Annotated in this window: 28 protein-coding genes; 1 reads left to right on the plus strand and 27 read right to left on the minus strand. The window is 71.2% G+C overall.

Going from position 1 to position 24,933, the window contains the following annotated elements; translation table 11 throughout:
- Nucleotides 1-106: 106 nt before the first annotated feature.
- The 13 genes from G5B56_RS16425 to G5B56_RS16485 form a co-directional block, all read right to left on the minus strand.
- Complete coding sequence (locus tag G5B56_RS16425) at nucleotides 107-562, minus strand: ferritin family protein (RefSeq protein WP_164963925.1); 456 nt, start codon at nucleotides 560-562, stop codon at nucleotides 107-109.
- Between the two features lie 7 nt (nucleotides 563-569).
- On the minus strand, nucleotides 570-869 hold the full coding sequence (locus G5B56_RS16430) for a ferredoxin family protein (protein WP_009856118.1): 300 nt from the start codon (nucleotides 867-869) through the stop codon (nucleotides 570-572).
- On the minus strand, nucleotides 866-2,173 hold the full coding sequence (locus tag G5B56_RS16435; protein WP_009856117.1) for an FAD-dependent oxidoreductase: 1,308 nt from the start codon (nucleotides 2,171-2,173) through the stop codon (nucleotides 866-868). The genes G5B56_RS16430 and G5B56_RS16435 overlap by 4 nt, the downstream gene beginning before the upstream one ends.
- A gap of 11 nt (nucleotides 2,174-2,184) precedes the next feature.
- A complete protein-coding gene (locus G5B56_RS16440) occupies nucleotides 2,185-3,285 on the minus strand; it encodes an electron transfer flavoprotein subunit alpha/FixB family protein (protein WP_164963926.1) in 1,101 nt (366 codons plus the stop codon).
- A gap of 10 nt (nucleotides 3,286-3,295) precedes the next feature.
- The gene (locus G5B56_RS16445; RefSeq protein WP_009856115.1) at nucleotides 3,296-4,144 is read right to left on the minus strand and encodes an electron transfer flavoprotein subunit beta/FixA family protein; all 849 of its coding nucleotides are present in this window, start codon (nucleotides 4,142-4,144) and stop codon (nucleotides 3,296-3,298) included.
- A 20-nt stretch (nucleotides 4,145-4,164) separates the two neighbouring features.
- Entirely contained in the window at nucleotides 4,165-4,509 is a 345-nt protein-coding gene (gene nifW / locus G5B56_RS16450; RefSeq protein WP_009856114.1) for a nitrogenase-stabilizing/protective protein NifW, read from the minus strand.
- Nucleotides 4,510-4,528: 19 nt separating this feature from the next.
- Entirely contained in the window at nucleotides 4,529-5,689 is a 1,161-nt protein-coding gene (nifV, locus tag G5B56_RS16455) for a homocitrate synthase (RefSeq protein WP_009856113.1), read from the minus strand.
- Between the two features lie 518 nt (nucleotides 5,690-6,207).
- A complete protein-coding gene (gene fdx, locus G5B56_RS16460; protein ID WP_009856112.1) occupies nucleotides 6,208-6,558 on the minus strand; it encodes an ISC system 2Fe-2S type ferredoxin in 351 nt (116 codons plus the stop codon).
- Nucleotides 6,555-8,456: a Fe-S protein assembly chaperone HscA gene (gene hscA / locus G5B56_RS16465; protein ID WP_009856111.1), complete on the minus strand. Its 1,902-nt coding sequence runs from the start codon at nucleotides 8,454-8,456 to the stop codon at nucleotides 6,555-6,557. Before hscA ends, fdx begins: the two co-directional genes overlap by 4 nt.
- A gap of 7 nt (nucleotides 8,457-8,463) precedes the next feature.
- On the minus strand, nucleotides 8,464-8,787 hold the full coding sequence (locus G5B56_RS16470) for an iron-sulfur cluster assembly accessory protein (protein WP_009856110.1): 324 nt from the start codon (nucleotides 8,785-8,787) through the stop codon (nucleotides 8,464-8,466).
- Nucleotides 8,788-8,791: 4 nt separating this feature from the next.
- Complete coding sequence (gene erpA, locus G5B56_RS16475) at nucleotides 8,792-9,202, minus strand: iron-sulfur cluster insertion protein ErpA (protein ID WP_009856109.1); 411 nt, start codon at nucleotides 9,200-9,202, stop codon at nucleotides 8,792-8,794.
- 29 nt (nucleotides 9,203-9,231) lie between these two features.
- On the minus strand, nucleotides 9,232-9,687 hold the full coding sequence (iscU, locus tag G5B56_RS16480; RefSeq protein ID WP_009856108.1) for a Fe-S cluster assembly scaffold IscU: 456 nt from the start codon (nucleotides 9,685-9,687) through the stop codon (nucleotides 9,232-9,234).
- 25 nt (nucleotides 9,688-9,712) lie between these two features.
- Complete coding sequence (locus tag G5B56_RS16485; protein ID WP_009856107.1) at nucleotides 9,713-10,930, minus strand: IscS subfamily cysteine desulfurase; 1,218 nt, start codon at nucleotides 10,928-10,930, stop codon at nucleotides 9,713-9,715.
- Nucleotides 10,931-11,168: 238 nt separating this feature from the next.
- On the opposite strand from G5B56_RS16485, the gene G5B56_RS16490 reads away from it, so the two are divergent.
- Nucleotides 11,169-11,657 (plus strand): hypothetical protein, encoded by a 489-nt coding sequence (locus G5B56_RS16490; RefSeq protein ID WP_009856106.1) that lies wholly within the window; start codon nucleotides 11,169-11,171, stop codon nucleotides 11,655-11,657.
- 19 nt (nucleotides 11,658-11,676) lie between these two features.
- On the opposite strand, the gene G5B56_RS16495 is transcribed toward G5B56_RS16490, so the two are convergent.
- The 14 genes from G5B56_RS16495 to nifD form a co-directional block, all read right to left on the minus strand.
- Nucleotides 11,677-12,030 carry a hypothetical protein gene (locus tag G5B56_RS16495; protein ID WP_009856105.1) on the minus strand — a complete coding sequence of 118 codons (354 nt, stop codon included), beginning with the start codon at nucleotides 12,028-12,030 and terminating at the stop codon, nucleotides 11,677-11,679.
- Nucleotides 12,031-12,043: 13 nt separating this feature from the next.
- The gene (locus G5B56_RS16500) at nucleotides 12,044-12,478 is read right to left on the minus strand and encodes a nitrogen fixation protein NifQ (protein WP_237704853.1); all 435 of its coding nucleotides are present in this window, start codon (nucleotides 12,476-12,478) and stop codon (nucleotides 12,044-12,046) included.
- Complete coding sequence (gene fdxB / locus G5B56_RS16505; RefSeq protein WP_009856103.1) at nucleotides 12,448-12,753, minus strand: ferredoxin III, nif-specific; 306 nt, start codon at nucleotides 12,751-12,753, stop codon at nucleotides 12,448-12,450. The genes G5B56_RS16500 and fdxB overlap by 31 nt, the downstream gene beginning before the upstream one ends.
- Nucleotides 12,754-12,764: 11 nt before the next feature.
- On the minus strand, nucleotides 12,765-12,965 hold the full coding sequence (locus tag G5B56_RS16510) for a CCE_0567 family metalloprotein (RefSeq protein ID WP_009856102.1): 201 nt from the start codon (nucleotides 12,963-12,965) through the stop codon (nucleotides 12,765-12,767).
- A 1-nt stretch (nucleotide 12,966) separates the two neighbouring features.
- The gene (locus tag G5B56_RS16515; RefSeq protein ID WP_009856101.1) at nucleotides 12,967-13,446 is read right to left on the minus strand and encodes a NifX-associated nitrogen fixation protein; all 480 of its coding nucleotides are present in this window, start codon (nucleotides 13,444-13,446) and stop codon (nucleotides 12,967-12,969) included.
- Nucleotides 13,443-13,856, minus strand: coding sequence for a nitrogen fixation protein NifX (gene nifX, locus G5B56_RS16520; RefSeq protein WP_009856100.1), 414 nt, complete (start codon nucleotides 13,854-13,856; stop codon nucleotides 13,443-13,445). The genes G5B56_RS16515 and nifX overlap by 4 nt, the downstream gene beginning before the upstream one ends.
- Nucleotides 13,853-15,295 (minus strand): nitrogenase iron-molybdenum cofactor biosynthesis protein NifN, encoded by a 1,443-nt coding sequence (gene nifN, locus G5B56_RS16525; RefSeq protein ID WP_164963927.1) that lies wholly within the window; start codon nucleotides 15,293-15,295, stop codon nucleotides 13,853-13,855. The genes nifX and nifN overlap by 4 nt, the downstream gene beginning before the upstream one ends.
- A 13-nt stretch (nucleotides 15,296-15,308) precedes the next feature.
- Nucleotides 15,309-16,715 (minus strand): nitrogenase iron-molybdenum cofactor biosynthesis protein NifE, encoded by a 1,407-nt coding sequence (gene nifE / locus G5B56_RS16530; RefSeq protein ID WP_009856098.1) that lies wholly within the window; start codon nucleotides 16,713-16,715, stop codon nucleotides 15,309-15,311.
- Between the two features lie 124 nt (nucleotides 16,716-16,839).
- The gene (locus G5B56_RS16535; RefSeq protein WP_164963928.1) at nucleotides 16,840-19,881 is read right to left on the minus strand and encodes a response regulator; all 3,042 of its coding nucleotides are present in this window, start codon (nucleotides 19,879-19,881) and stop codon (nucleotides 16,840-16,842) included.
- Nucleotides 19,878-20,834, minus strand: coding sequence for a substrate-binding domain-containing protein (locus G5B56_RS16540; protein WP_164963929.1), 957 nt, complete (start codon nucleotides 20,832-20,834; stop codon nucleotides 19,878-19,880). Before G5B56_RS16540 ends, G5B56_RS16535 begins: the two co-directional genes overlap by 4 nt.
- Before the next feature lie 135 nt (nucleotides 20,835-20,969).
- Complete coding sequence (locus G5B56_RS16545) at nucleotides 20,970-21,452, minus strand: hypothetical protein (RefSeq protein ID WP_164963930.1); 483 nt, start codon at nucleotides 21,450-21,452, stop codon at nucleotides 20,970-20,972.
- Complete coding sequence (locus G5B56_RS16550; protein ID WP_009857503.1) at nucleotides 21,449-21,790, minus strand: hypothetical protein; 342 nt, start codon at nucleotides 21,788-21,790, stop codon at nucleotides 21,449-21,451. The genes G5B56_RS16545 and G5B56_RS16550 overlap by 4 nt, the downstream gene beginning before the upstream one ends.
- 55 nt (nucleotides 21,791-21,845) lie before the next feature.
- Nucleotides 21,846-23,405 (minus strand): nitrogenase molybdenum-iron protein subunit beta, encoded by a 1,560-nt coding sequence (gene nifK, locus G5B56_RS16555; protein WP_009857504.1) that lies wholly within the window; start codon nucleotides 23,403-23,405, stop codon nucleotides 21,846-21,848.
- A gap of 27 nt (nucleotides 23,406-23,432) precedes the next feature.
- The gene (gene nifD / locus G5B56_RS16560) at nucleotides 23,433-24,899 is read right to left on the minus strand and encodes a nitrogenase molybdenum-iron protein alpha chain (protein WP_009857505.1); all 1,467 of its coding nucleotides are present in this window, start codon (nucleotides 24,897-24,899) and stop codon (nucleotides 23,433-23,435) included.
- Between the last annotated feature and the right edge of the window lie 34 nt (nucleotides 24,900-24,933).

The raw sequence follows: 24,933 nt of genomic DNA on the forward strand, positions 1-24,933 counted from the left end.
TATGGTGTCAGTGCAAGAAGCACGCCGAATCGCGCCGACAGTCGAGGGAGGCCGACGGCGGCTTGAGGCAGCGCAAAGGGCCTGCCTGCAGAGCGCGGGGGGCGGGTCAGCGGGCCGCGGCGGCGGCGAGCTTCTCGAGCTCGGCGACGTGCTGCGCTTCCTCGGCGGCGAAGTCGCCGGCGAGCGCACGCACCTCGGCGTCGGGGCTGATCGCCGCGATCGCGGCGTAGAAGGCGTGGCCGCGGCGCTCGCTTTCCAGCGCCAGCGCCAGCGCGTCGGTGGGGGCCATCATCGGGTCGACGCCGGCCCATTCGGCGGTTTCCGGCGGGATGCCGTCGGGCCACTCGAACTCGTCGGCCGACAACTCGGGCAGCGTGCGCCAGCCGGCGCGTGCCTGGGCCTCGGCCAGGTGCAGGCGCGAGAAGTGCGCCATGCGGGCGAAGAAGGCGCGCAGCTCGGCGTTGCCGTCGGTGGCCATCGAAGCCGCCAGGTCTTCGTAGCGCCGGGCCGCGTCGCGCTCCAGCGCGACGGCGTGGGCGAGGAATTTCTCGACGTCGTTCATCGCCGCTCTAGCCGAATTTGAAAAGGATGCCGTAGCCGCCACGCGGCCAGTCCCACTCGACGTTGGCGTGCTCGGTGCAGATCACGCGGCAGCTGCCGCATTCCAGGCAGCCGTCGGTGATCAGCGTCACCGTGCCGTTGCCCTCGGCCTTGTAGCAGCTGGCCGGGCAGACGTAGGTGCAGGCCTGCGACTGGCAGCTGTTGGCGCAGACCTCGGGCTTCCGGATCCGGATGTGCGGCCGGCCGTGGTCGACCTTGTACCGGTTCTGGAACAGCTTCTCCTCGACGTTGACGACCGTCGTGCTCATCGCATCGCCCTCCACAGCTTGAACGCGTCGCCGACCAGCCCGGTGACGCGGCGGGCGGCCTTGAAGCTGCCCAGGATCTCGCGCTGCTTGGTCGTCTTGTCGACGCCGTCGACCGTGAAGTAGGTCTTGGCGGCGCGGTTGACCAGCGCGGGGTAGGTGTCGAAGAAGTGCGGGCTGCGCTCCAGCACCTCGGGCAGGTGCTTGTACTTCTTCAGGTCCTTCATCACGAAGCTGGCGTCCAGCGCCGCTTTGTAGGCCGCCAGCGTCTGCGCCGTCATCGCCTTGCCGGCGGCCTTGGCCGCGGCGACGGTCTCGCCGGCGAGGCGGCCGCTGGTCATCGCCAGGTTGGAGCCTTCGCGGTGCACGGCGTTCACGAAGCCGGCCGAGTCGCCGACGATGAGCCAGCCGTGGCCGTAGAGCTGCGGCACGGCGCGCAGCCCGCCTTCGGGGATCAGGTGCGCGGCGTATTCCTTCATCTCGCCGCCTTCGAGCATCGGCGCGATGCTCGGGTGCTTCTTCAGCTTCTCCAGCAGCGCGTACGGCGAGGTGCGCTTCTCGTTGGCCTTGAAGTCCGACAGCAGGCAGCCGACGCCGATCGTCAGCGAGTCCTTGTTCGTGTAGAGGAAGCCGGTGCCGACCATGCCTTCGGTGACGCTGCCGACCATCTCGATGACGACGCCTTCCTCCTCCTTGACGTTGAAGCGCTGCTGGATCACCTCCTCGGGCATGAAGAGGATCTCCTTGACCGCCAGCGCGACGTTCTTGGCCTGGATCTCGCCGTGCAGCCCGGCCTTGCGCGCCAGCACCGAGTTGACGCCGTCGGCGAGCACGACGACGTCGGCGAAGACCTCGCCGCCGATGCGGTCGCAGCGCACGCCGACGCAGCGCTCGCCGTCCATCAGCAACTCCTCGACGGTGGTCTCGCAGATCACCAGCGCGCCGGCTTCGCGCACCTTGGAGCTGAACCACTTGTCGAACTGCGCGCGGATGATCGTGTAGCGGTTGTAGGGCGGCTTGTTGTAGTCGTCGCTGCGGTAGTGGCTGCCGACGAAGCTGTTGTCGTCGAGCACCCACATGCGCTGCTCGATGATGTGGCGCTCCAGCGGCGCGTCGTCGCGGAAGTCGGGGACCAGCTTCTCCAGCGCGTCGGCGTAGAGGATCGCGCCCTGCACGTTCTTGCTGCCGGGGTACTCGCCGCGCTCGATCTGCAGCACCTTCAGCCCGGCCTTGGCCATCGTCAGCGCGGCCGCGTTGCCGGACGGGCCGGCGCCGACGACGATGGCGTCGAACTTCTCGTGGGACATCGTGGGCTCCTTCAGGCGACCTTGCGGACGCGCTTGGCCAGGTGGTTGCGGAAGGTCTGGGTCAGCACCGGCAGCACCTGCATCGCGTTGCCGACGATGCCGTGGTGGGCGAAGTCGAAGATCGGTGCATTGGGGTCGGTGTTGATCGCGACGATGCAGTCCGAGCTCTCCATGCCGACGCGGTGCTGGATCGCGCCGGAGACACCGGCGGCGATGTAGAGCTTGGGCCGCACGGTCTTGCCGGTCTGGCCGACCTGGCGCTCGGTCTCGGTCCAGCCGGCCTGGGTGACGGCGCGCGTGGCGCCGACCTCGGCGCCGAGCACGCGCGCCAGCTCCCAGACGAGCTTGAAGTTCTCGGCCGTCTTCAGCCCCTTGCCGCCGGTGACGATGATGTCGGCGTAGGCCAGGTTGACGGTGTTGCGGCTGGCGTCGGGGATGAAGTCGAGCAGCTTGGTGACGATGTCGGTCTCGACCATGCCCAGCGCCATCTCGACGATGTCGCCGCTGCGTGTGTCGTCGCGGCGCGGCATGGCCATCACGCGCGGGCGCACGGTCGCCATCTGCGGGCGGTAGGCCAGCGTCATGATCGTGCACAGCAGCGAGCCGCCGAAGGTCGGCCGCGTCGCGGCCAGAGCGCGGCCGTCGATGCGCAGTTCGGTGCAGTCGGCGGTGAGCCCCGTGCCCAGCGTCGTCGCGACACTGCCGGCGAGGTCGCGGCCCATCGTCGTCGCGCCCAGCAGCAGGATCTCGGGCTGGTAGGTGTTGACGAGGTCGGTCAGGCCCTTGGTGAAGGGCTCGTTGCGATAGCCCTGCAGCACCGGGTCGCGCACCAGGTAGCAGCGGTCGGCGCCGTAGGCGTAGGCCTCTTTCGCGTAGCGATCCAGGTCGTCGCCCGGGCCGCCCATCAGCACGCCGCTGACGGTCACGCCCAGCGTGTCGGCGAGCTTGCGCGCCTCGCCCATCAGCTCCCAGCTGACGCTGTGCACGTGGCCGCGGTCGTGCTCGATGAAGACCCAGACGCCTTTGTAGGCCTTCAGGTGTTCGGGCAGTTCGGTGTTGCGCCCGGCGCGACCGGCCGGTTTGGCGGGCGCGGGCTTGGCGGCTTCGCTCATCTCGACTCCTTCAGGCGCTCAGGCGCTCCACCGTCTCTTCTTCCAGAGTCGGGTGGGTGGTGAAGATCTTCTGCAGCAGGTTCAGGCAGACGTCGTTGACGCTGGAGTCGGCGACGACCTGCATTTCGGCCTTGGTCGCGCGCGGCGTCGGGCCGAAGACCTTGCTGACGACGGTCGGCGAGCCCTTCAGGCCGATCTTGGAGACGTCCTCGATGCCGGCGTCGTCCTTGTTCCAGCGCCGCACCGGGCAGCGGCCGGCGCGCAGCATGTCGGCCATCGTCGCGAAGCGCATCTCGTTGGTGCCTTCGAGCATCGTGATCAGCGAGGGCAGCGTCGTCTCCAGCAGCTGCACGCCGCCTTCGGCGCGGCGCTCGACGCGGATGCGGCGGCCGTCGAGGTCGACCTCGACGATGCGGCTGACGTAGGTCAGCAGGTTCACGCCCAGGCGCTTGGCGATGCCGGGGCCGACCTGCGCGGTGTCGCCGTCGATCGTCTGCTTGCCGGTGAAGATCAGGTCGACGGCCTGCTCCTGGCCGATCTTGCGGATCGCCGCGGCCAGCGCGTAGCTGGTGGCCAGCGTGTCGGCGCCGGCGAAGGATCGGTCGGTGACGAGGATCGCGTCGGTGGCGCCGAAGCTGATGCACTTGCGCAGCGCGTCCTCGGCCTGCGGCGGGCCCATGCAGAGCACGGTGACGCGGCCGCCGAACTGGTCCTTCAGGCGCAGCGCCTCTTCGAGCGCGAACAGGTCGTACGGGTTGACGATCGCCGGCACGCCCTGGCGCATGATGGTGTTGGTCACCGGATGGACGCGGATCTGCGCCGAGTCCGGCACCTGCTTGATGCAGACGACGATGTGCATGGGGTTCCTCGCGTGAACGTTCAGACGCCGGCGTTGCGGCGCTCGGCCAGGCTCTGGCGCAGCGAGGCCAGCGGCACCGCGCGCACGCCCTCGGCGTCCTGGAAGACCTTGAACACCTTCTCGCGCTGGGCGCTGGAGGCGACGAAGTCGTTGTAGGCCTGCGTCAGCAGCACGCGGTAGCGGCGGAAGGTCTCGACCTCGTCGAGCCCTCCGAGCCCGGGCGCGGCGTTCAGGTACTGGTGGAAGCGCTTGAGGATGTGCAGGCGGTTGACCTGCACGACGCGCTCCTCGTAGGCGACGCCGAAGAAGCGCAGGAAGTCCTCGGCGCTGGACAGACCCTGCAGGCGGTGGGTGAGGCTGGTCATCGGCGTCTCCTCGGAACGGTCAGGCATGGGCGCGGGCCGGCGTGTCCTCGCACAGGTCGAGGTAGAAGCGCGCCAGGTCGTCGGCGCTGGGTTCGAGCTTGGTGTCGGCGACGTGGGCGCGGATGCGCGCCAGCAGCCGCGGCACCTGGCGCGGCGCCACCGGCAGGCCCAGGCGCGCGTAGCGTTCGATGACCGCGGCGCTGCCGGAGTGCTTGCCCAGCACCAGCCGGTGCGTGCGGCCCAGCTCCTCGGGCGCGAAGGCCTCGTAGTTGCGGCGGTCCTTCAGCAGGCCGTCGACGTGGATGCCGCTCTCGTGGCTGAACACCGCGTCGCCGACGATGGACTTGCCCGGCGCCACCGGCCGGCCGGAGGCGTGCGCGACCAGCGCGCTGATCGCCGGCAGCGTCTCGGTGCGGATGCCGCACTCGATGCCGTGCACGTGGCGCAGCGCCATCACCACCTCTTCCATCGCCGCGTTGCCGGCACGTTCGCCGAGGCCGTTGACGGTGGTGCTGGCGTGCGTGGCGCCGGCCATCGCCGCGGCCAGCGTGTTGGCGGTGGCCAGGCCCAGGTCGTCGTGGGCGTGGATCTCGATCTCGAGGTCGACCTCGGCGCGCAGCGCGGCGATGCGCTCGCGCGTCTGGAAGGGGTCGAGCAGGCCCAGCGTGTCGGCGTAGCGCACGCGGCGCGCGCCGCTGTCCTGGGCCGCCGCGGCGGCGGCGGCGAGGAAGCCGCCGTCGGCGCGCGAGGCGTCCTCGAAGCCGACGCTGACCGAGACGCCGCCGTCGGCCAGCCGCGCGACGTGGTGGCGGATGGTCTGCAGCACCCAGGCGCGGTCGCGTGCCAGCTTGCGTTCGATCTGCACGTCGGACACCGGCACCGAGACGTGCACGATGTCGGCGCCGCAGCGCAGCGCGGCTGCGATGTCGCTGTCGGCCATGCGTGCCCAGACCATCGTGCGCGCCTGGCGCACGCGGCGCGTGATCGCCTGGATCAGCTCGACCTCGTGCGCGCCCATCGCCGGGATGCCGATCTCCATCTCCGGCACGCCGGCGGCGTCGAGCGCGCCTGCGATCGCCAGCTTCTCGTCGTCGGTGAACGCGACGCCGGCGGTCTGTTCGCCGTCGCGCAGCGTCGTGTCGTTGATCGTCAGTCGGTGCGGTAACGAGGCCAGGGACACGGGCGGACTCCTGCTGCTGTGAGCAGGGTTTCGCAAGCCGCGTGCCACCCGTGTGTCGCGCGCAAGTGACTGTTTTTGAAGGGTTTTGGGCTTGCGCTTCGGGCTGTGCCGTTTGTGCGGTTGGCGACAGTTGCGCGTGGCCGGTGACAGCGTGCGGGGTCAGGTCTCTGCGTGCGGGGTCATGCGTGCGGGGTCAGGTCTCACGAGACCTGACCCCGGACTTCCGCGCAAGACCTGACCCCGGACTTCCCGGACTTCCGGCGACGCCCGAAACGACGAAGCGCCCGCGGCCAGGGGCCGGGGCGCCTCGATGTTCAGCGGCGTGCGATCGCGGACAAGTGGTGCGGCGCGATCAAGCTTCCCGCCTCGGGCCGGCTTTGCCGGTTCGTTGGCGGACGGCCTTGCAGGCCGCGCCGGGCCAATGGCCCGGCTCTTCGCATGGCGGGGCCAGTCCACCGGACTGGCTCCGTCCGTGCTCAGCCCCCTCGGGGGTAGCGAGCGCCAGCGAGCTTGGGGGCTCACCTTTCTCTGGCGTGGTTCTTGGAGTAGCGCGGCAGCTCGATCACCAGCTCCGGCCCGCCAACCTTCACGCAGCACGACAGCCGCGAATCGGCTTCCAGCCCCCAGGCGTCGGAGAGCTGCTCGTCCTCGTCGTCGTCGACCGGGTTCACGTGTTCGGCGCCCTGGCGCACGTAGACGTGGCAGGTGGCGCAGGCGCCGACCTTGTCGCAGGCGTGCTCGATCGCGATGCCGTTCATCAGCAGCTCGTCGACCAGCGAGTTGCCGGCCCCGGCCTCGAAGACGAGGCCGTCGGGGCAGAGCTGGGCGTGCGGCAGGACGGTGATGCGGGTGGGGGTGTCGTCGCTCATGCAGCCATCTGTTCGAGCGTGCGACCGGACAGCGCACTGCGCACGCGCTCGTCCATTCGGCGCGCCGCGAACGGCGTCGTGATCCGGTTGAGCTCGTCGCCCGCACGACGCAGGCGCTCTCGCAGCGCCCGGTGGGCTTCCGGCGTCGTGCCTTCACCCTCGGCGCATTCTGCCAGCGCGTCGATGACGTCCTGCATCGCACGCAGGATCTGGAACAGCTCGGGGCTGGACAGCAGGCGCTCGCCGTCTTCGTGCAGCGCGGCCTCGGTGGCGTCGAGCAGGCGGCGGGCGTCGATCTCGGCTTCGCGCAGCGCGCGTGCCGCGGCGTCCTCGGCGGCGTGGCCCAGCGCCTGCTGCAGCATGCCGGCCACCTGCTCGGTGCCCAGGCCGTAGCTCGGCTTGACCTCGACCTGGGCGCGCGCGCCCGAGGTCTGCTCGACGGCGCTGACCGACAGCAGCCCGTCGGCGTCGATCTGGAAGGTGACGCGGATGCGCGCCGCGCCGGCGACCATCGCCGGGATGCCGCGCAGCGTGAAGCGCGCCAGCGAGCGGCACTCGCTGACCAGCTCGCGTTCGCCCTGCACGACGTGCAGCACCATCGCCGTCTGGCCGTCCTTGAAGGTCGTGAAGTCCTGGGCGCGCGCCGTCGGCACGGTGCTGTTGCGCGGGATGATCTTCTCGACCAGCCCGCCCATCGTCTCCAGGCCCAGCGACAGCGGGTTCACGTCCAGCAGCAGCAGGCCGTCTGCGCCGCGGTTGCCGGCCAGCTGGTCGGCCTGGATCGCCGCGCCCAGCGCCACCGCCTCGTCGGGGTCGATGCCGGTGTACGGCTCGCGGCCGAACAGCGCGCCCACGGCGGCGCGCACCGCCGGCATGCGCGTCGCGCCGCCGACCAGCACGACGCCGTCGACCTCGGCGGGCTTGAGCTTCGCGTCGCGCAGCGCGCGTTTGACCGGGCCCAGCGTGCGCTCGACGAGCGGCCGCGTCAGCGTCTCGAACTGGCTGCGCGTGATCGTCGCCGTCGCCGGCGTGCCGTCGGCGCGCAGGCAGTGCATGACGACGCGGTCCAGCCCGCTCAGCGTCTCCTTGGCGTGGCGCGCCGCGGCGTGCAGCCGCGCCAGGTCGGCCGGGTGCCAGCCGCCGGTCTCGCCGGCGAACCACTGCGCCAGCGCGTGGTCGAAGTCGTCGCCGCCGAGCACCGCGTCGCCGGCGGTCGCGACGACCTCGAAGACGCCGCGCGACAGCCGCAGGATGCTGACGTCGAAGGTGCCGCCGCCCAGGTCGTAGACGACGTAGACGCCTTCGCTGGCCGACTCCAGGCCGTAGGCGATGGCCGCAGCGGTGGGTTCGTTCAGCAGGCGCAGCACGTTGAGGCCGGCCAGCGCCGCGGCGTCCTTGGTCGCCTGGCGCTGGGCGTCGTCGAAGTAGGCCGGCACGGTGATCACCGCGCCGACCAGCTCGCCGCCCAGCGAAGCCTCGGCGCGTTCCTTCAGCACCTGCAGCACCTCGCCGCCGACGTCGACCGGGCTCTTGACGCCGGCGCGCGTGCGCACGCCGACGGCGCTGTCGCTCAGGCGCTCCAGCGCATAGGGCAGGCTGCCGGCGGCGATGTCTTCCAGCGCGCGGCCGATCAGGCGCTTGGCCGAGGCGATCGTGTTCTGCGGGTCGGCGGCGGCGAAGGCCGTGGCCGCGGCGCCGACGGTCAGCACGCCGTCCTCGCCGTAGTGCACGACCGAGGGCACGAGGCGCCGGCCGTCGCCGTCGGGCAGCACGACGGCCTGGCCGCTGCGCACCGTGGCGACCAGCGAGTTCGTCGTGCCCAGGTCGATGCCGACGGCCAGCCGGTGCTGGTGCGGCGCGGCGGCGCGGCCCGGTTCGGCGATCTGCAGCAGCGCCATGGCGTTCTCAGACGGCGAACGACTCGCCGCAGCCACAGGTGGCGGCGGCGTTCGGGTTGTCGAACTTGAAGCCTTCGTTCAGCCCTTCGCGCACCCAGTCCAGCCGCGTGCCGTCGAGCAGCGGCAGGCTGTTGGCGGCGACGAAGAGCTGCACGCCTTCGGACTCGAAGGCCAGGTCCTCGGGCGCGGCGGCGTCGGCGAACTCCAGCGCGTAGGCGTAGCCCGAGCAGCCGCTGGTCTTGACGTCCAGCCGCAGGCCGACGCCGCTGCCGCGTTTGGCCAGCGCCTTGCGGATCTGGGCCGCGGCCTTGGGGGTGACGCTGATGGCCATGGCGTCACACCGAGAAGGACGAGCCGCAACCGCAGGTGCTGGTCGCGTTCGGGTTGCGGATGACGAAGCGCGCACCGTCCAGGCGGTCCTCGTAGTCGATCTCGGCGCCGACGAGGTACTGCAGGCTCATCGCGTCGACGACGACGGTGATCGGCTCGCGCGCGACGCGCACGTCGTCTTCCTTGACCTCGTCGTCGAAGGCGAAGCCGTACTGGAAGCCCGAGCAGCCGCCGCCAGTGACGTAGATGCGCAGCTGCAGGCTGGGGTCGCCTTCCTCGGCCAGCAGCTCGCTGACCTTGGCGACGACGGCGTCGCTGATGCGGATCGGCTGCTCGCCTTCGGGCAGCAGCGGCGGGTCGGCGCGCGGCACGAGTTCGGCGGGCGCGGCGGCGTTTCCTTGAGACTGGCAGGCCATCGTGGACTCCTGGTGGTCGGCGCGGCGCTTCAGGCCGCTTCGCTGTGCTGTTGATCGGGCGACGAGGGCGAGCAGGCGCGCTCCTCGATCAGCCCGCCCGGGCCGGCGTGGCGCTGGCGGTAGTCGGCCACCGCGGCCTTGATCGCGTCCTCGGCGAGGATGGAGCAGTGGATCTTCACCGGCGGCAGCGCCAGCTCCTCGGCGATGGCGGTGTTCTTGATCGCCAGCGCCTGCTCCAGCGTCTTGCCCTTGACCCACTCGGTGACCAGCGAGCTCGACGCGATCGCCGAGCCGCAGCCGTAGGTCTTGAAGCGTGCGTCCTCGATGACGCCGGTGCTCGGGTCGACCTTGATCTGCAGCTTCATCACGTCGCCGCAGGCCGGCGCGCCGACCATGCCGGTGGCCACCGTGTCGTCGCCGGCCGCGAAGCCGCCGACGTTGCGCGGGTTCTCGTAGTGGTCGATGACCTTTTCGCTGTACGCCATGTCGGCCTCCGGGTGTGCAAAGGAATCAGTGCGCCGCCCACTGCACGGCGGCGAGGTCGACGCCGGCGCAGTGCAGGTCCCACAGCGGGCTCAGCTCGCGCAGGCGCTCGACGGTGCGGCGCGTCTGCTCGACGGCGGCGTCGATCTCGGCCTCGGTCGTGAAGCGGCCGACGGAAAAGCGGATCGAGCTGTGCGCGACCTCGTCGGACAGGCCCAGCGCCCGCAGCACGTAGCTGGGCTCCAGGCTGGCCGAGGTGCAGGCCGAGCCCGACGAGACGGCGATGCCCTTCAGGCCCATCAGCAGCGACTCGCCTTCGACGAACTGGAAGCTGACGTTGAGGTTGTGCGGCACGCGTGCGTCGAGCGAGCCGTTGACGCGGATCTCGGGGATGTCCGACAGCCCGGCGAGCAGCCGGTCGCGCAGCGTGCGGATGCGTTCGTTCTCGGCGGCCATCGACACGCGCGCCAGCCGGTAGGCCTCGCCCATGCCGACGATCTGGTGCGTGGGCAGCGTGCCCGAGCGCATGCCGCGCTCGTGGCCGCCACCGTGCGTCTGGGCCTCGATGCGCACACGCGGCTTGCGCCGCACGACCAGCGCGCCGATGCCTTTGGGGCCGTAGGTCTTGTGCGCCGACAGGCTCATCAGGTCCACCGGCCAGGACGCGAAGTCGATCGCCACCTTGCCGGTGGCCTGGGCGGCGTCGACGTGCAGCAGCACGCCGCAGGCGCGGCAGATGCGGCCCAGCGCGACGACGTCCTGCACGACGCCGATCTCGTTGTTAACCAGCATCACCGAGGCGAGCACGGTGTCGGGCCGCAGCGCGGCCTCGAAGGCCGCCGGGTCGACGAGGCCGTCGGCGCCGACGTCGAGGTAGGTCACCTCCCAGCCGGCGCGTTCGAGCTCGCGCATCGTGTCCAGCACCGCCTTGTGCTCGGTCTTCACGGTGACGAGGTGGCGGCCGCGCGAGCGGTTGAACTGCGCCGCGCCCTTGATCGCGAGGTTGTTGCTCTCGGTGGCGCCGGAGGTCCAGACGATCTCGCGCGGGTCGGCGCCGACGAGCGCGGCAACGTGTTCGCGGGCGATCTCCACCGCCTCCTCTGCCGCCCAGCCGAAAGCGTGGCTGCGCGACGCGGGGTTCCCGAACTGTTCATACAGATAGGGCAGCATCGCCTGCACGACACGCGGGTCGACCGGCGTCGTGGCCGCGTAGTCCAGGTAGATCGGCTTGGCGCTGGGATCCATCACGAGGCTCCGGCGGAAGTGGCGAGGCATCCCCATAACGCAGGGACCGTGCCAACCCGTGCCGCAGGAAAAATCTGATCTGGATCAGACACTTGCCTGGCCTCGGCCGGATCGTCGGTGGTGCCGTCGGCACGGCCGGGCCTGTCGCTTTTGTCGCCATTGCGACGCGGGCGGTCTGGCACCTGCCGTGCTTGCCCGGATGCAGGCCCGTGCCCACGGGCAGACAAGGGGAGCGCAGATGAACCTGTTCACCGGTGTCGCGTCCGACGCCTTCTTCGGCGGCCCGGTGCCGGCCGCCGTGCACGGCCTGCTGCGCCAGGCCGCGGTGGCCGGCCCCGCGCAACGGGGCGCGCTGCTGTGGACGGCGCAGGCCATCGCGCCGCAGGCCCTGGTGCTGTACTTCGCGCTGGCCAAGCACCACGCGCAGCGGCGCGAGTTCGAGCTCGCCGAACGCGCCGCGGCGCGCGGCCTGCTCGAAGCCGGCCGCGCCGCCGGGCTGGACGACGACGGCCGTGCACTCGACGGTGCGCCGGCACCCGACTTCAACGCCGACGGCCCGGCGCGTTTCTGGCTCTTCATGCACAAGGCGCTGGCCTTCATCGCCTTGCGAGCCGGCGACCTGGACACGGCGCGCGAGCGGCTGGAGCTGATCGAGCGGGTGGCCCCGCACGCGCGCCTGGGCGACGAGGTCGTCAGCGCGCTGCTGCGCGCGACGCCCGACGAGTGATCCGTCAGGCGCGCCCGCCTCAGGGCCGGTAGTCGAAGAGTTGCGGCGCCTCGCGCCGGTACAGCTTCAGCCAGCCCAGCGTCGCCGGCAGCAGCGAGCTGGCGGCGAACCAGGCGGCGTCGTCGGCGCCGGGGCCGTCGTCGATCAGCGCGCTGCCGATGACACGCCAGCCGTCGAGGTCGATCTCGGGCATCGTGCGCCGCGCCTCGGGCGGCAGCGCGTCGAGCGTGCGTGCGACGACGAGCAGCAGCCGGCGCACCTCGGCGCGTGTCAGCCGCGAATGGCGGAAGTCGGACTCGTCGATGCCGTCGACGAGGATCAGCACACCGTCCCCGGACTGCTGCACCAGGTCCAGCAGCGCGGCGGTGAACATCGTGCCGGCGTGCTCAGGCGGCCACGGCCACGGCGCGGCGCGCGCCGTCCTCGGGGCCGAAACACAGCGCGTGGTCGCAGCAGACGGCGCAGCTCGGCGCCTTGCAGACGAAGAGCTGCTCGCGCTCGCACAGCTGCTTGTAGAGGAACTTCTTCCACTTCATGTCGGCGCTGTTCTTGCGCACCAGCGCCGGGAACCACCAGGTCATCAGCGCCGACAGCTCGGCGCGCGAGCCCAGCTGCAGGTCCTGCCAGAGGTGGTTGTCGCCCAGGCAGGCGACGGCCAGCGTCTCGGCGATGGCGGCCGCGGCTTCGCGCGGGCCCTCGGCGTGGTCGAGCAGCAGCGCGACCAGGTCCTCGACCTCGTCGGCACGCGCCGCGCGCCGCGCCAGCGCCTCGGGCACCGGCCGCGGCTCCATCAGGCGGCCACCGGGGCGTGCGAGTAGCACTTCTTCGGGCAGATCTTCGAGCACGCGGTGCAGCCGATGCACAGCTCGCCGTGCGCGATCGTCATGACCTTCTTCTCGTACTCCTCGTCGTCGTCGCCGTCCGGGTCCAGCGAGACCCGCTCGCCGTCCTCGTCGAGGCCGATCAGTTCGAGCACGCCGCGCGGGCAGACACGGAAGCAGCGGCCGCAGCCGATGCACTTGCCTTCGTCGATCTTCTGCACGAAGGAGGGCGTCCAGGTGGCGCCCGAGGGCAGGGTGATGCTGAAGTCGGACACGGTGTTCTCCGTCAGGCGGCCTGGGCCGCGGCGAGCTGCGCGCGTGCGGCGACCAGCGCCGCATGCGCCTCGTGGGCGACCCGGGCGACCTCGGGGATGCGCTCCCAGTTCGTCGGCAGTTCCTCCGACAGGTCGTGCAGGTCCATCTTGGCCTGCGTCGCGCGGGCGTTGAGCTTCTTGATCTCGGCCTTCAGGGTTTCGAGGTCGGCCATCTCATGCTCCCCAGGTGGCGACGTCGCGGTGGGCGTTGATCATCGACACGCCTTCGGCGACCAGCTTGCTGCCGGCTTCGGCCAGCTTGGCGAGGCTCGGGTAGCCGAAGCGGTGCACGTCGCGCAGATGGCGGTTGACGACGACCAGCCGGCCGGCGGTCAGCACCGTGCGGCCGAAACCTTCGTGGCTCATCTTCGTCATCGGGCTGACCATGATCCCGGTGGCACGTTCGATCGCCAGGCCGACGGCGTTGTGGAACAGGTCCAGCCGCCACAGCGTGTCGGGGTCGGGGTCGCCCATGATCGGCAGCGCGCGGCGCTGCTCGGCGCTCAGGATGAAGGGCTCGAGCAGCGTCGTGTCGCTCTTGCCGTCCCAGGTGCCGTGCGTGTCCTGGGCGCGGATCTGCTTGATCAGCTCGCGCACGAAGCCGTCCTGCAGCGCGGCCTCGTCGGCCGCCGGGCTCTCGACGGCGGCGCTCATCGCTTCACCTCGGCATCGTCCTCGAAGTCGAAGGAGCGTTCCTGGCCCTTCATCAGCGCCTTGCGCAGCCACGGAGGCGGCGTGCCGCGCAGCACGTTCTGCAGCTTGTCGAGGATGTCCAGGATCGGTTCGGGCTGCGTCACCTTGACCGGGTGGATGCGGCTGGCGACGACACGCGCCGCCGCCGAGCCGCCGATCGCGGCGACGTAGACGATGGCGCAGTCGCCGATCGCGGCCAGCTTCGGTGTCAGCTTGTCCTCGTCGCCGTCCTCGTCCAGGCCGTCGCCGAAGGCGAAGTCCTGCACGAAGGCATAGCCCTCGGGGGTGACGTCGTAGACCGCCAGATGCGGGGCCCAGCCGAAGTGCGCGTCCACGCGCTGCTGGTCCTGTGTGGCGAAGGCGACTTTCATGGTTCGCTCCGGGAAGTGACGGGATCGGTGGCCGCCGGGCGGCGGCGCGGGATGACGGCGCTGACGTGGGCCACGGCCGGCGGCACGGCTTCGACGGCGGCCAGGCTGGCGGCCGGCAGCGGCCAGTCGTCAGGGCCGTGGTGAGCGATGCACTCGATCAGCGCGTTGCCGACGGCGTTGACGAAGTCGCGTGTGCCGCGGTAGCCGACCATGCGCACGTGGGCGTTGCCGATGCGGTCGAACATCGGGATGCCCAGGCGGAACAGCGGCCGCCCCAGGCGCTCGGCGGCCTGGCGGCCGTGCGAATGCGTCATCAGCAGCTCGGCGCCGGTGGCTTCGGCCGAACGTTCGAAGTCCTCCAGGTCGCCGATCAGCACTTCGCTGGTCGGCAGGCGTTCGAGCAGCGGTGAGCGCGTCGTCGTCACGCAGGTCGCGAGTTCGGCGCCCATCTCGGCGAGAAAGCTGCCGGCGGCCCACAGCAGGTCGGGCTCGGCGGCGAGCGCGATCTTCGCGTTGCCGGTGTGGAAGTGGGCGTCGAGCATCGCGTCGACCAGCTGGCTGCGCTGGCGGCGCAGCTTGGCCGGCACCTCGCGGCCCGACAGCTCGGCCAGGCGGCGCACGAAGGCGTCGCTGGCGGCCAGGCCGGTCAGGCGGTCGAACAGCGTGTAGGGCACGCCGCAGCGCGATTGCAGCGCCTCGGCGGCCGGGCGCATCTGCTCGCCGACGGCCAGCACCTCGATGACGCCGCCCAGGGCCTCGATGTCGGCGCGCGGCGTGCCGCCGATCGTCGTGCCCTGCCAGGTGTCGGGGATGTGGCCGTCGAGCGAGCCCGAGATGTCGGGCACGACGACGGCCTGCAGGCCGAAGGCCTCGATCGTCTCGCGCAGCTCCTCCAGGTCGGCCGGCGTCAGGTGGAAGCCGGGCAGCAGCGCGACGACGCCGTCGCGGCGCGGCTCGCCGACGCGCGGCAGCGTCGAGACCAGCGCCGTGACGGCGGCCGCCCAGCCGTCCTGGAAGGCGCCGACGTAGTCGGGTGTCGAGGCGTAGACGACGGCCGTGTCGGCCAGCTCGGGGTGCTGCTGGCGCGCGAGGCGGATCGTGCCGTCGACGTCGTCGCCCTTGGTCTCGGTGAGCCCGGTCGAGCAGATGCCGATGATCTTCGGCTGGGCGCGCTGGCGGATGTTGAGCAGCGCCTTCACGAGGTTGTCGTCGCCGCCCATGATGGTCGTCGCCTCGTTCATCGCCGTCGTCTGCAGCGGGATCGCCTCCTTGAAGTGGCGCACCAGCAGCACCAGGCCGAAGGAGGTGCAGCCCTGCGAGCCGTGCATCAGCGGCATGCAGGACTCCAGCCCCATGAAGGCGAAGCTGGCGCCCAGCGGTGCGCTCATCTTCAGCGGGTTGACGCTGCAGGACTTCTTGCTTTCGGTGACGAGGGCCATCGTCTGCTCCCGTTCAGGCCGCCAGCGCCACGGCCGGGGCTTCCCAGGGCGCGGGCGCCCGCACCTGCTGCCAGACCGGGTTGAAGATCGCCTTGTCGATCTCGGCGACCATGGTCACGATGCCCTCGTAGCCGGCGAAGGCGTGGTGGCGCTCCTGGTTGATGTCCATCCAGGGCATGCGCGCCTTCAGCGCGACGAACTGGCTGCGGCCGCCGGACAGCATGATGTCGGCGCGCGCCTCGCGCAGCATGCGGTACATCTCGCGCGGCGCGAGGTCCTCGATCATGTGGGCGTCGTCGCCCATGATCTCCTGGATGCGCTGCTTGTCTTCCTTGGTGCTCTTCTTGACGCTGGTGCCGACGATCTCCAGCCCGGCTTCCTGCAGCGCCGAGACCACCGACCAGCTCTTGACGCCGCCGGTGATCAGCAGCACACGCTTGCCGGCCAGGCGCTCGCGGTAGGCGCGCAGGCGCTCGTAGGCGCGCGGCTCCTCGGCGGCGATCAGGGCCTCGGCGCGGTCGACGATGTCGGCCGGCGCGCCGGTCTGCACCAGCAGCCGGGCGATGTCGCGCAGCGTCCGGCTCATGTCGGCGATGCCGTAGAACGAGCCTTCGAAGTACGGGATGCCCCAGCGCTGCTGCATGCGCGTGGCGACGTTGATCATCGACTTCGAGCAGACCATCATGTTGGCCTTGGCCCGGTGCGCCGACGCGATCTCGCGGTAGCGGCCGTCGCCGGTGATGCAGGCCAGCACGCGCACGCCCAGCGCGTCCAGCAGCGGCTTGACCTGCCAGAGCTCGCCCGACAGGTTGTACTCGCCGATGATGTTGATGTCGTAGGGCGTGCTGACGTCGGGCTCGACGGTGCCGATCACGTAGTCGAGCAGCGCCTCGGCGCCGAGCTTGTTGCCCAGGTTCTTCGGGCCGGCGAAACCCGGCACGTCGACCGGCACGACCGGCAGGCCGAAACGTTCGCTGGCGCGTTTGCAGACGGCCTCGATGTCGTCGCCGATCATCGCCGGCACGCAGGTCTGGTAGACGAAGATCGCCGGCGGGCGCACGGTCTCGGCGATCTCGCGGATGGCCTTGAACAGCCGCTTCTCGCCGCCGTAGACGACGTCGAACTCGTCGATGTCGGTGGTGAAGCCGGTGCGGTAGATCTTCGGGCCGGAACTCGCGCTGTGGCGGTTGTCCCAGCTGTTGCCTTCGCAGGCGATCGGGCCGTGCACGAGGTGGGCGACGTCGGCGATCGGCTGCAGCGCGATCTTGGCGCCGTCGAAGGCGCAGCCGCCGGCGGCGGCACCGGGCGTCAGCTGCTTGGTGCAGCCCTTCTTGCGCGCCTTCTCGCCCTTGGCCTGGTTGACGTCGCAGCCGGGCTCGTCGAAGACCTGGGCGATCCTGGCGTTGAGCGATGCGGACATGCGGCGGGCTCCTGTGGGCGGCCCATGCCGTGTTGCACGATCGGTGCCAGTCGTGCGCCGCGCGTTTTCTCCTTCGCCGACAAGGACTTGGCGATCTGCGCCGGCGTTGCCGGCGTTGGCGGGATCACGACAAACGCGACGCCTGGGTTTCGGCCGCCGGCGTGCCGAAGGCCGCCGCCAGGCCGTCCAGCACCTGCCGCAGCTCGGCGTCGAAGACCGGTAGCGCGGCGTCGATCGCGGCGCGTTCGCCCGAGCGCACCGCGGCTTCCAGCGTGCGGGTGGCCTCGCGCAGCGCGGTGGCACCGATCGTCGCCGACTCCGACTTCAGCATGTGCAGCGCCGAAGCCGCGGCGGCCAGATCGCCGCCGCGACACTGTTCGACGATCGTCGCCGGCATGCCGGCGCGCGACTGCGCGAAGAGTTCCAGCACGCGCCGGTACAGCGCGGGCTGGCCGGCGGCAAAACGCAGGCCGGTGGCCCTGTCCAGGCCCGGCAGCGTGGGCGGCAGCACGGCGTGCGCCCCTGCCGCCGCTGGCGCAGCGGCCGGCGCGACGGCGGGCGCGGCGTCGATGCCGGTCCAGTGCCGCAGCCGCTCGATCAGCACGTCGGGCTCGAAGGGTTTGGCCAGGTGGTCGTTCATGCCGGCGGCCAGGCAGGCCTCGCGGTCGCTGGCCATCGCGTGCGCGGTCATCGCGATCACCGGCAGCGCCTCCAGCCCGGGCAGTCGGCGCAGCCGGCGCGTAGCCTCCAGGCCGTCGAGCACCGGCATCTGCACGTCCATCAGCACGGCGTCGAAACGTTCGCGCGCCAGCCAGGCCAGGGCCTCCAGGCCGTCGCCGGCCAGTGCCGTGCTGGCGCCGGCCTGGCGCAGCAGCTCCAGCGTCAGCTCCTGGTTCACCGGGTTGTCCTCGGCGAGCAGCACGCGCAGGCCTTCGAGGCGGCGCGGCGCCGGCGGCCGCGGCAGCGGCTCGCCGGGGGCCGGCGCATCGCGACCGAACAGCGACTCCAGCAGCGCGAGCAGCGTCGCCGTCGTCACCGGCGCGGCCAGCAGCGTGTCGACACCCGCCGGCAGCGGGCGCGCGGCGTCGTCGGCACCGTAGGGCACCAGCGCCACCAGCCGCGCGGCGGGGCCGGCCAGCGCCCGCAGCCTTGCGGGCAGGCCGGCGTCCGCCGCGATCAGCGCCGCGTCGAGCAGCACCAGGTCGACGGCGCTGGCGGCCAGGGCGGCGGCGGCTTCGTCGCCCGAGCTCGCCGCGGCTGCGCTGCAGCCGATCTCGGCCGCCCGGGCGGCCAGGATCGTGCGTGCGCGCGCACTGGCGTGGGCCGCCAGCAGGCGCAGGCCTTCACGCGGCGCCCGCCGGGCCGCGGCGGCGGGCCGGTCGCTGCGGCCGAAAACCGCGTCGAAGGCGAACTCGCTGCCGCGTCCCGGGCTGCTGCGCACCGCGATGTCCCCGCCCATCGCCTGCACCAGCTGGCGGCTGATCGCCAGGCCCAGGCCGGTGCCGCCGTAGCGCCGCGTCGTCGAGGCGTCGACCTGGCTGAACGGCCGGAACAGGCGCTCCAGATCCTGCGGCGACAGGCCGATGCCTTCGTCGTGCACGACGAAACGCAGGCGCTGCAGGTGCGGGTCGGCGGCGTCCAGCGCCTCGACGCGCACGAGCACCTCGCCGCGTTCGCTGAACTTGACCGCGTTGCCGCACAGGTTGACCAGCACCTGCGACAGCCGCAGCGCGTCGCCGACCAGCCGCCGCGGCACCTGCTCGGACACGTCGAGCAGGAAGCCCAGGCCGCGGTCGTGCGCCTGCAGCGCGACGATGGCCGCGACGCCGTCGAGCACCGCGTCGAGCTCGAACTCGTCGTGCTCGAGCTCCAGCCGGCCGGCCTCGATCTTCGAGAAGTCGAGGATGACGTTGACGATGCCCAGCAGCGACTGCGCCGCGGCGCGGGTCTTCTCGAGGTAGTCGCGCTGGCGCGGGTCGAGTTCGGTGCGCAGCGCCAGCGCCGTCATGCCGAGGATCGCGTTCATCGGCGTGCGGATCTCGTGGCTCATGTTGGCCAGGAAGTCGCTCTTGGCGCGCGTCGCCGCCTCGGCGGCCTCGCGTGCGGCGACCAGCGTGCGTTCGGTCTCGCGCCGGGCGCTGACGTCGCGCAGCACCAGCTGCACGCGCACCGGCGCGCCGGCGTCGGCGCGTGCGAAGACCGCGAAGCTGGCCTCGGTGGCCAGCGTGCCGCCGTCGGCGCGGCGCAGCGACAGGTCTTCGGCGGGCAGCGTGCCCGCCTGCGCCAGCCGCGCAGCGAGCGTGTCCCACGACGGTTCGGCGAGCCAGGCCGTGGCCGGCAGCCCGAGCGCCTGCGCGGGCCCTGCGGCGCCGAGCATCGCCGCCCAGGCTGGGTTGCAGACGACGATGCGGCCATCGGCGTCGACGACGCCGGCGCCGTCGGCCATGCGGCGCAGCACTTCGTCGAACTGCCGCGTCTGCAGCGCCAGCTGGTGCTGCAGGGCGCGCTGCAGGCCGGTGATGCCGTCGGCAAGTGCGTGCAGTTCGTTGGCCGGGCCCGGCGGCCGGGGCGCCGGTTCGCCCAGCCGGCTGAGGTCCAGCGCGCGCACGTGGGCGTGCAGCCGCTCCAGCGGCCGCGAGACGCTGCGCGCGACCAGCGCGTACACCAGCGCCGCGAGCAGCAGCATCTCGACCAGCGCCGCGGCCGCGAACTGGCGCGAGGCCTGCCAGACCTGGCCGTTCAGCCAGTCCTCGTCCAGGCGCAGCTCGAGCACCGCGACCGTGCCCTGGCCGTCCGGGGCCGGCAGCGGGTGGCGCAGCGTCTCGCCGGCGTGCACCGGGTTCGCGCCGGGCTTGGCGTAGCGTTCGTCGATGCCGCGCCCGCGCACCTCGGCCGACAGCAGCGCCGGAAAGCTGCGCAGCCCCTGCAGCTGCACCTGGACCGAGGCGTCGTCGAGTTCCCAGACCGCCTTGGCGAGCGCCGGCCCGTAGGCGCCGAGCACCGCCTGCACCTGCTCGCGCTGGCGGCCGCGTTCGTCGCGATGGCTGATCCAGGCGTTGGCCAGCGTCGCCAGCAGCACCAGCACGACGCTGGCCGCGGCCACGCGCAGCAGCAGTTCACGCGACAGGCGGCGCATCGCCGGCGGCATCGCGGCGGGCCGGCTCACAGCGCGTGGCGCACCACCGCGCCGATCCGGATCGACGGCTCCACCGGGTGGCCGGTGGCCAGCCGCTTCATCGCCCGGTAGGCGTAGCGGCCCATCTGCTCGTAGTCGACCGACACGTAGCCCTGCACCAGCCCGTCGGCCAGCAGGGCCTTCTGCCCGGCCGTGAGCGCGCCGGTGGCCGCGACGACGACACGCTGCCGGTCCTGCGCGGCCAGCGGCTGCACGGCGGCGCGGTAGGCGCCCGGGTCGGCGAAGGGCCAGGCGCCGAGCGCCACGACGGCGTCGGTGTCCTCGTCGCGGAACGCGGTGGCGAGCTGGCGCAGCGCACGCCGCGCGTCGTCGCCGTTGAACCACGGGCAGCGCGCGACCTCTCGCCAGCCGCGTTCGCCTGACAGGCGGGCGCCTTCGGCGAGTTTCGGGTCCTGCGCCAGCGTGCGCCGCAGCGCCGTCACGCGGGCGGCCGTGGCGGCGTCGTGCGAGTCGCCGGCGAGCAGGCAGAGCTGGCCGCCTGCCGGGCGGCGCGCGGCGACCAGGGCCGCGAGCTGGCGGCCGATGTCGGCGTTGTCGGCGCCGATGTGCACGCGGCGCAGCGCGCGCTGCGCCGGGTCGACGTCGGTCTCGAAGGTGACGACCGGCACGCCGCGTTCGGCCGCCAGCGCGAGGGCCGACTCGCCGAGATAACGCGAGTTGGTCACCGCGACGGCCAGGCCCGAGAGCCCGCGCTGCAGGCCGGCGACGATGGCCGCGTCCTGGGCGCGTGCGCGGGCCGGGCCGCGCACGCCGAGCGCGATGCAGCGGTCGCCCCAGGTCTGGGCCTCGGCGGCACAGCCGCGCCAGGCGGCGACGTAGTTGGGGTCGTCGGTGCTCTTGCCGGCCAGCCCGTAAACCTGCCCCTGGGCCTGGGCGCCCGCGGCCCACAGCAGCCCGATCAGGAACCGCCATGGCAAACGCATGCCTTGTCTTCGCCTTCCCGGCGGGGGCCGTCGGCTGCACCCGGGCGGGTGCACCGGACCGACAGGCGTCCCGTTCGGAACGATGATGCGCGGCTCGCGGCCGGCGTCAAGCGCCGTTACCGCGTCAGGACTTTGTCACGCGTCGGCCAGCGCCTCGGTGGCGACGAGCTGTTCGCGCAGCGCGTGGCGTGCGCGCCAGCCGGCGCCTTGCCACAGCACCAGCGTGTCGTCCTCGAACGCCAGGATCGCGCTCGTGTCGTCGGGCCAGATCACGGCCGGCGAGCCGCCGGCGTCCAGCGTCGCGGCGCAGGCCTCCAGCGTGTCGACCGCCACGGCGGTCATCACGCCGCGGCCGAGCAGCGCGTCGGCACGGTGCAGCGGCGTGTCCCAGCCGTGTTCGGCGCCGAGCGCGCACAGCGCCGGCAGGCGTTGGGCGACGCCGGGGGCCTCGGGGTGCTCGCCGCACATCGCGAGCAGTTCGCGCGGGCTGCGCCGGTCCCAGACCTCCCAGGCGGCCAGTCCGCGGCGGTCGGCGACGCGCTCGACCAGGTCCTCGGCGTCGTAGGCGAACCAGGCGCGTGCCGTGCCGGCGGGCGGGCACTCGAGCACGTAGATCATTCGTCGACGCCCTGGCCGACGATGCTGCGCTGCCAGACGGCCTGGCGCAGGCGCTCGCGCACCGCGGCCTCGCTGCCGTCGAAGCCGTCCCGGGCGCGGCGCAGCGCGGCCTGCGCGACCGAGGCCTCGGCCAGCGTCAGCGCCAGCCGGCCGGCCATGTGGCTGGCGTCGGGGCACAGCGCGAGCACCGCGCTGCGGTTGGGATGTTCTGAGAGGGGCACGAGCTCGTGCGCCTCGGGGCGGCCGTCCAGGCAGACGGCGCCGGCGATGACCTCGACGCGGCGGCCGTCGCGCGTGAGGCGCACGAGCACGGGGCTGTCGCGGTCGGGGTCGGTCATCGCGGGTTCTCCTCGTGAGGGCGGCGGGCCGGGGCGAACCGGCCCGCCGTGGCCGTCAGCGGATGATGTCGAACGAGATGTCGGTCTTGCCGGCGATGTTGGTGTTGGCGTCCAGCTTCTCGAAGTACTCGTCGAGCAGCATCGTCAGCAGCCGCATGCCGCCCTCGTAGCCCCAGGTGGGGTAACGGTGGTAGTGGTGGCGGTCGAAGATCGGGAACACCAGGCGCACCAGCGGCGTGCCGGCGTCGCGCTCGAGGTACTTGCCGTAGGTGTTGCCGATCAGGAAGTCCACCGGCTCGGTGAACAGCAGGCTGCGCAGGTGCCAGAGGTCGCGCTTCGGGTAGACCTTGCAGTCCTGGCCGTAGGGCGAGGCGGCGAGCACCGCACGCACCTTCTCGGCCCAGTCCTCGTTGCCGTTGGTCGACAGCACGTGGGTCGGCTCGGCGCCCAGCTCGAGCAGGAACTTCGTGTAGCCGATCAGCTGGTCGGGATCACCGTAGAGCGCGTACTTCTTGCCGTGCAGATGGGCCTGGCTGTCGGCGATGGCGTCGACGAGCTGGCCGCGTTCGAGTTCCAGCTCGGCCGGCACCGGCTTGCCGGTCAGGCGGCTGATGGCCATCAGCAGCTCGTCGGTGCCGCCCACGCCCACCGGCGCGTTCAGCACGACGACCTCGTGGCCCTTCTCGCGCAGGTACTTGGCGGTCTTCTCGCAGCTGTATTCCTGGAAGACGATGGTCGCCTTGGCGTGCAGCGCACGCTCGACCTCGGCCTTGGTCGTGCCGCCGGAGAACATGCGGAACTCGCCGTCGGTCGGGGTGTTCCAGACCTCGGACGGGTCGCAGAGGATCGTCGCCTCGACGCCGAACAGCGCGAAGATGCGCTTGATCTCCTTCAGGTTGCCGACGACGAAACCGTCGAAGCCGCCGATGAAGTTGATGCTCTCGTCGGGCACGCGCTCCAGCGGCGCCGTGACGCCGGCCTTGCCTTCCCAGAAGTGCTGCAGCACGCCCAGCAGCGCGTTGTCGTAGCCGGTGACGTGGCTGCCGACGAAGGCCGGGGTGTGCGCGAACGGCACGTCGAAGTCGGCCGGGATGCTGCCCTTCTCCTTGGCCGTCTTGATGAACGCGTTCAGGTCGTCGCCGATGACTTCCGCCATGCAGGTCGTCGACACCGCGATCATGTCGGGCTTGTAGAGGTTGAAGCTGTTGGCCAGGCCGTCGACCATGTTGGTCAGGCCGCCGAAGACCGCGGCGTCCTCGGTCATCGACGAGCTGACGCAGGACGTCGGCTCCTTGAAGTGGCGGCTGAAGTGGCTGCGGTAGTAGGCGACGCAGCCCTGCGAGCCGTGCACGAACGGCAGCGTCCTGGCGAAGCCGTTGGCGACGAAGACGGCGCCCAGCGGCTGGCAGGCCTTGGCCGGGTTGACGGTCAGCGCTTCGCGGGCGAAGTTCTTCTCGCGGTACTCCGGCGTCTTGGTCCAGTTGCGGATCTCGTCGATCTTGACGTCGGCGTGCTTGTATTCGAAGTTCGCCTTCTTGTCGGCGAAGAGCTTCTGGTACTCCGGCTCGCGGAACAGCAGCTCGTGGTCGATGATCTTGTCGGCGTTTTGCGGCATGGTGTGCTCCTTGATGCGGTGGCGGGCTCAGGCCGCTTTCTTCCAGGGCGCGCCCTTGGCGAGACCCCAGACCGGCGAGCTGATCGCGATGTCCATGTCACGGGCGAAGATGGCGAAGCCGTCGTAGCCGTGGTAGGGGCCGGAGTAGTCCCAGCTGTGCATCTGCCGGAACGGCAGGCCCATCTTCTGGAAGACGTACTTCTCCTTGATGCCCGAGCCGATCAGGTCCGGCTGCACGCGCTCGACGAACTTCTCGAACTCGTAGCCCGTCACGTCGTCGTAGATCAGCGTGCCGTCCTTGATGTAGTGGGTGGTGCGCTGGTAGTCGTCGTTGTGGGCGAACTCGTAGCCGGTGCCGCAGATCTCCATGCCCAGGTCCTCGTAGGCCCCGATGACGTGGCGCGGACGCAGGCCGCCGACGTAGAGCATCACCTTCTTGCCGTCCAGGCGCGGCTTGTACTTGGCGATGACGGCGTCGACCATCGGCCGGTACTTGGCGATCACGCGCTCGGCGTTGGCCTTGATCGTGTCGTCGAAGTGGCTGGCGATCTCGCGCAGGCTCTTCTCGATCTGCGTCGGGCCGAAGAAGTTGTATTCGACCCAGGGCACGCCGTACTTCTCCTCCATGTGCCGGCTGATGTAGTTCATCGACCGGTAGCAGTGCAGGACGTTGAGCTTGGCCTTGGGCGTGTTCTCCAGCTCGGCGATCGTGCCGTCGCCGGACCACTGGGCGATGACGCGCAGGCCGATCTCCTCCAGCAGGATGCGGCTGGACCAGGCGTCGCCGCCGATGTTGTAGTCGCCGATGATCGCCACGTCGTAGGGCGTGGAGACGAACTCGGCGTACTTGCCCGGGTCGGTCTTGTCGAAGACCCAGTCGCGGATCGCGTCGTTGGCGATGTGGTGGCCCAGCGACTGGCTGACGCCGCGGAAGCCTTCGCAGCGCACCGGGATGATGGTCTTGCCGTCCATCTCCTTGCTCTTCTTCTTGCTGACGGCCTCGATGTCGTCGCCGATCAGGCCGATCGGGCACTCGCTCTGGATCGAGATGCCCTTGTTCAGCGGGAACAGCTCCTCGATCTCGTCGATGATCTTCTCGAGCTTCTTGTCGCCGCCGAAGACGATGTCCTTCTCCTGGAAGTCGGACGTGAACTGCATCGTGCCGAAGCTGTCGACCCCGGTGATGCCGACGTAGTAGTTGCGGCGCGAGGCCCAGGAGTACTGGCCGCAGCCCACCGGGCCGTGGCTGATGTGCACCATGTCCTTGATCGGGCCCCACACCACGCCCTTGGAGCCGGCGTAGGCGCAGCCGCGGATCGTCATCACGCCGGGCAGCGACTTGATGTTGGACTTCACCCCGCAGTCGGGACGGCCCTCTTCGTAGGCGTTCAGGTGCTTGGCGCGCTTCTTGGCCATCTTGTCCGGATAGGCCTTCAGCACTTCGTCGATCAAGGCCTTGTTGGCGGCCTTGCGCTCTTCAGCGGTCATGGTCATGGGTCGTTCTCCGTGGGCAGGGTGGGCGGCCCGG

It is taken from the genome of Rubrivivax sp. JA1026, assembly GCF_011065555.1.
Taxonomy (GTDB): domain Bacteria; phylum Pseudomonadota; class Gammaproteobacteria; order Burkholderiales; family Burkholderiaceae_C; genus Rubrivivax; species Rubrivivax benzoatilyticus.

Bases quoted from the DNA above. Each gene is read 5' to 3' on its own strand.
- G5B56_RS16425 (WP_164963925.1), bottom strand. From the start codon at position 562: ATGAACGACGTCGAGAAATTCCTCGCCCACGCCGTCGCGCTGGAGCGC.
- G5B56_RS16430 (WP_009856118.1), bottom strand. From the start codon at position 869: ATGAGCACGACGGTCGTCAACGTCGAGGAGAAGCTGTTCCAGAACCGG.
- G5B56_RS16435 (WP_009856117.1), bottom strand. From the start codon at position 2,173: ATGTCCCACGAGAAGTTCGACGCCATCGTCGTCGGCGCCGGCCCGTCC.
- G5B56_RS16440 (WP_164963926.1), bottom strand. From the start codon at position 3,285: ATGAGCGAAGCCGCCAAGCCCGCGCCCGCCAAACCGGCCGGTCGCGCC.
- G5B56_RS16445 (WP_009856115.1), bottom strand. From the start codon at position 4,144: ATGCACATCGTCGTCTGCATCAAGCAGGTGCCGGACTCGGCGCAGATC.
- nifW (WP_009856114.1), bottom strand. From the start codon at position 4,509: ATGACCAGCCTCACCCACCGCCTGCAGGGTCTGTCCAGCGCCGAGGAC.
- fdx (WP_009856112.1), bottom strand. From the start codon at position 6,558: ATGAGCGACGACACCCCCACCCGCATCACCGTCCTGCCGCACGCCCAG.
- hscA (WP_009856111.1), bottom strand. From the start codon at position 8,456: ATGGCGCTGCTGCAGATCGCCGAACCGGGCCGCGCCGCCGCGCCGCAC.
- G5B56_RS16470 (WP_009856110.1), bottom strand. From the start codon at position 8,787: ATGGCCATCAGCGTCACCCCCAAGGCCGCGGCCCAGATCCGCAAGGCG.
- erpA (WP_009856109.1), bottom strand. From the start codon at position 9,202: ATGGCCTGCCAGTCTCAAGGAAACGCCGCCGCGCCCGCCGAACTCGTG.
- iscU (WP_009856108.1), bottom strand. From the start codon at position 9,687: ATGGCGTACAGCGAAAAGGTCATCGACCACTACGAGAACCCGCGCAAC.
- G5B56_RS16485 (WP_009856107.1), bottom strand. From the start codon at position 10,930: ATGGATCCCAGCGCCAAGCCGATCTACCTGGACTACGCGGCCACGACG.
- G5B56_RS16490 (WP_009856106.1), top strand. From the start codon at position 11,169: ATGAACCTGTTCACCGGTGTCGCGTCCGACGCCTTCTTCGGCGGCCCG.
- G5B56_RS16495 (WP_009856105.1), bottom strand. From the start codon at position 12,030: ATGTTCACCGCCGCGCTGCTGGACCTGGTGCAGCAGTCCGGGGACGGT.
- G5B56_RS16510 (WP_009856102.1), bottom strand. From the start codon at position 12,965: ATGGCCGACCTCGAAACCCTGAAGGCCGAGATCAAGAAGCTCAACGCC.
- G5B56_RS16515 (WP_009856101.1), bottom strand. From the start codon at position 13,446: ATGAGCGCCGCCGTCGAGAGCCCGGCGGCCGACGAGGCCGCGCTGCAG.
- nifX (WP_009856100.1), bottom strand. From the start codon at position 13,856: ATGAAAGTCGCCTTCGCCACACAGGACCAGCAGCGCGTGGACGCGCAC.
- nifN (WP_164963927.1), bottom strand. From the start codon at position 15,295: ATGGCCCTCGTCACCGAAAGCAAGAAGTCCTGCAGCGTCAACCCGCTG.
- nifE (WP_009856098.1), bottom strand. From the start codon at position 16,715: ATGTCCGCATCGCTCAACGCCAGGATCGCCCAGGTCTTCGACGAGCCC.
- G5B56_RS16540 (WP_164963929.1), bottom strand. From the start codon at position 20,834: ATGCGTTTGCCATGGCGGTTCCTGATCGGGCTGCTGTGGGCCGCGGGC.
- G5B56_RS16545 (WP_164963930.1), bottom strand. From the start codon at position 21,452: ATGATCTACGTGCTCGAGTGCCCGCCCGCCGGCACGGCACGCGCCTGG.
- G5B56_RS16550 (WP_009857503.1), bottom strand. From the start codon at position 21,790: ATGACCGACCCCGACCGCGACAGCCCCGTGCTCGTGCGCCTCACGCGC.
- nifK (WP_009857504.1), bottom strand. From the start codon at position 23,405: ATGCCGCAAAACGCCGACAAGATCATCGACCACGAGCTGCTGTTCCGC.
- nifD (WP_009857505.1), bottom strand. From the start codon at position 24,899: ATGACCATGACCGCTGAAGAGCGCAAGGCCGCCAACAAGGCCTTGATC.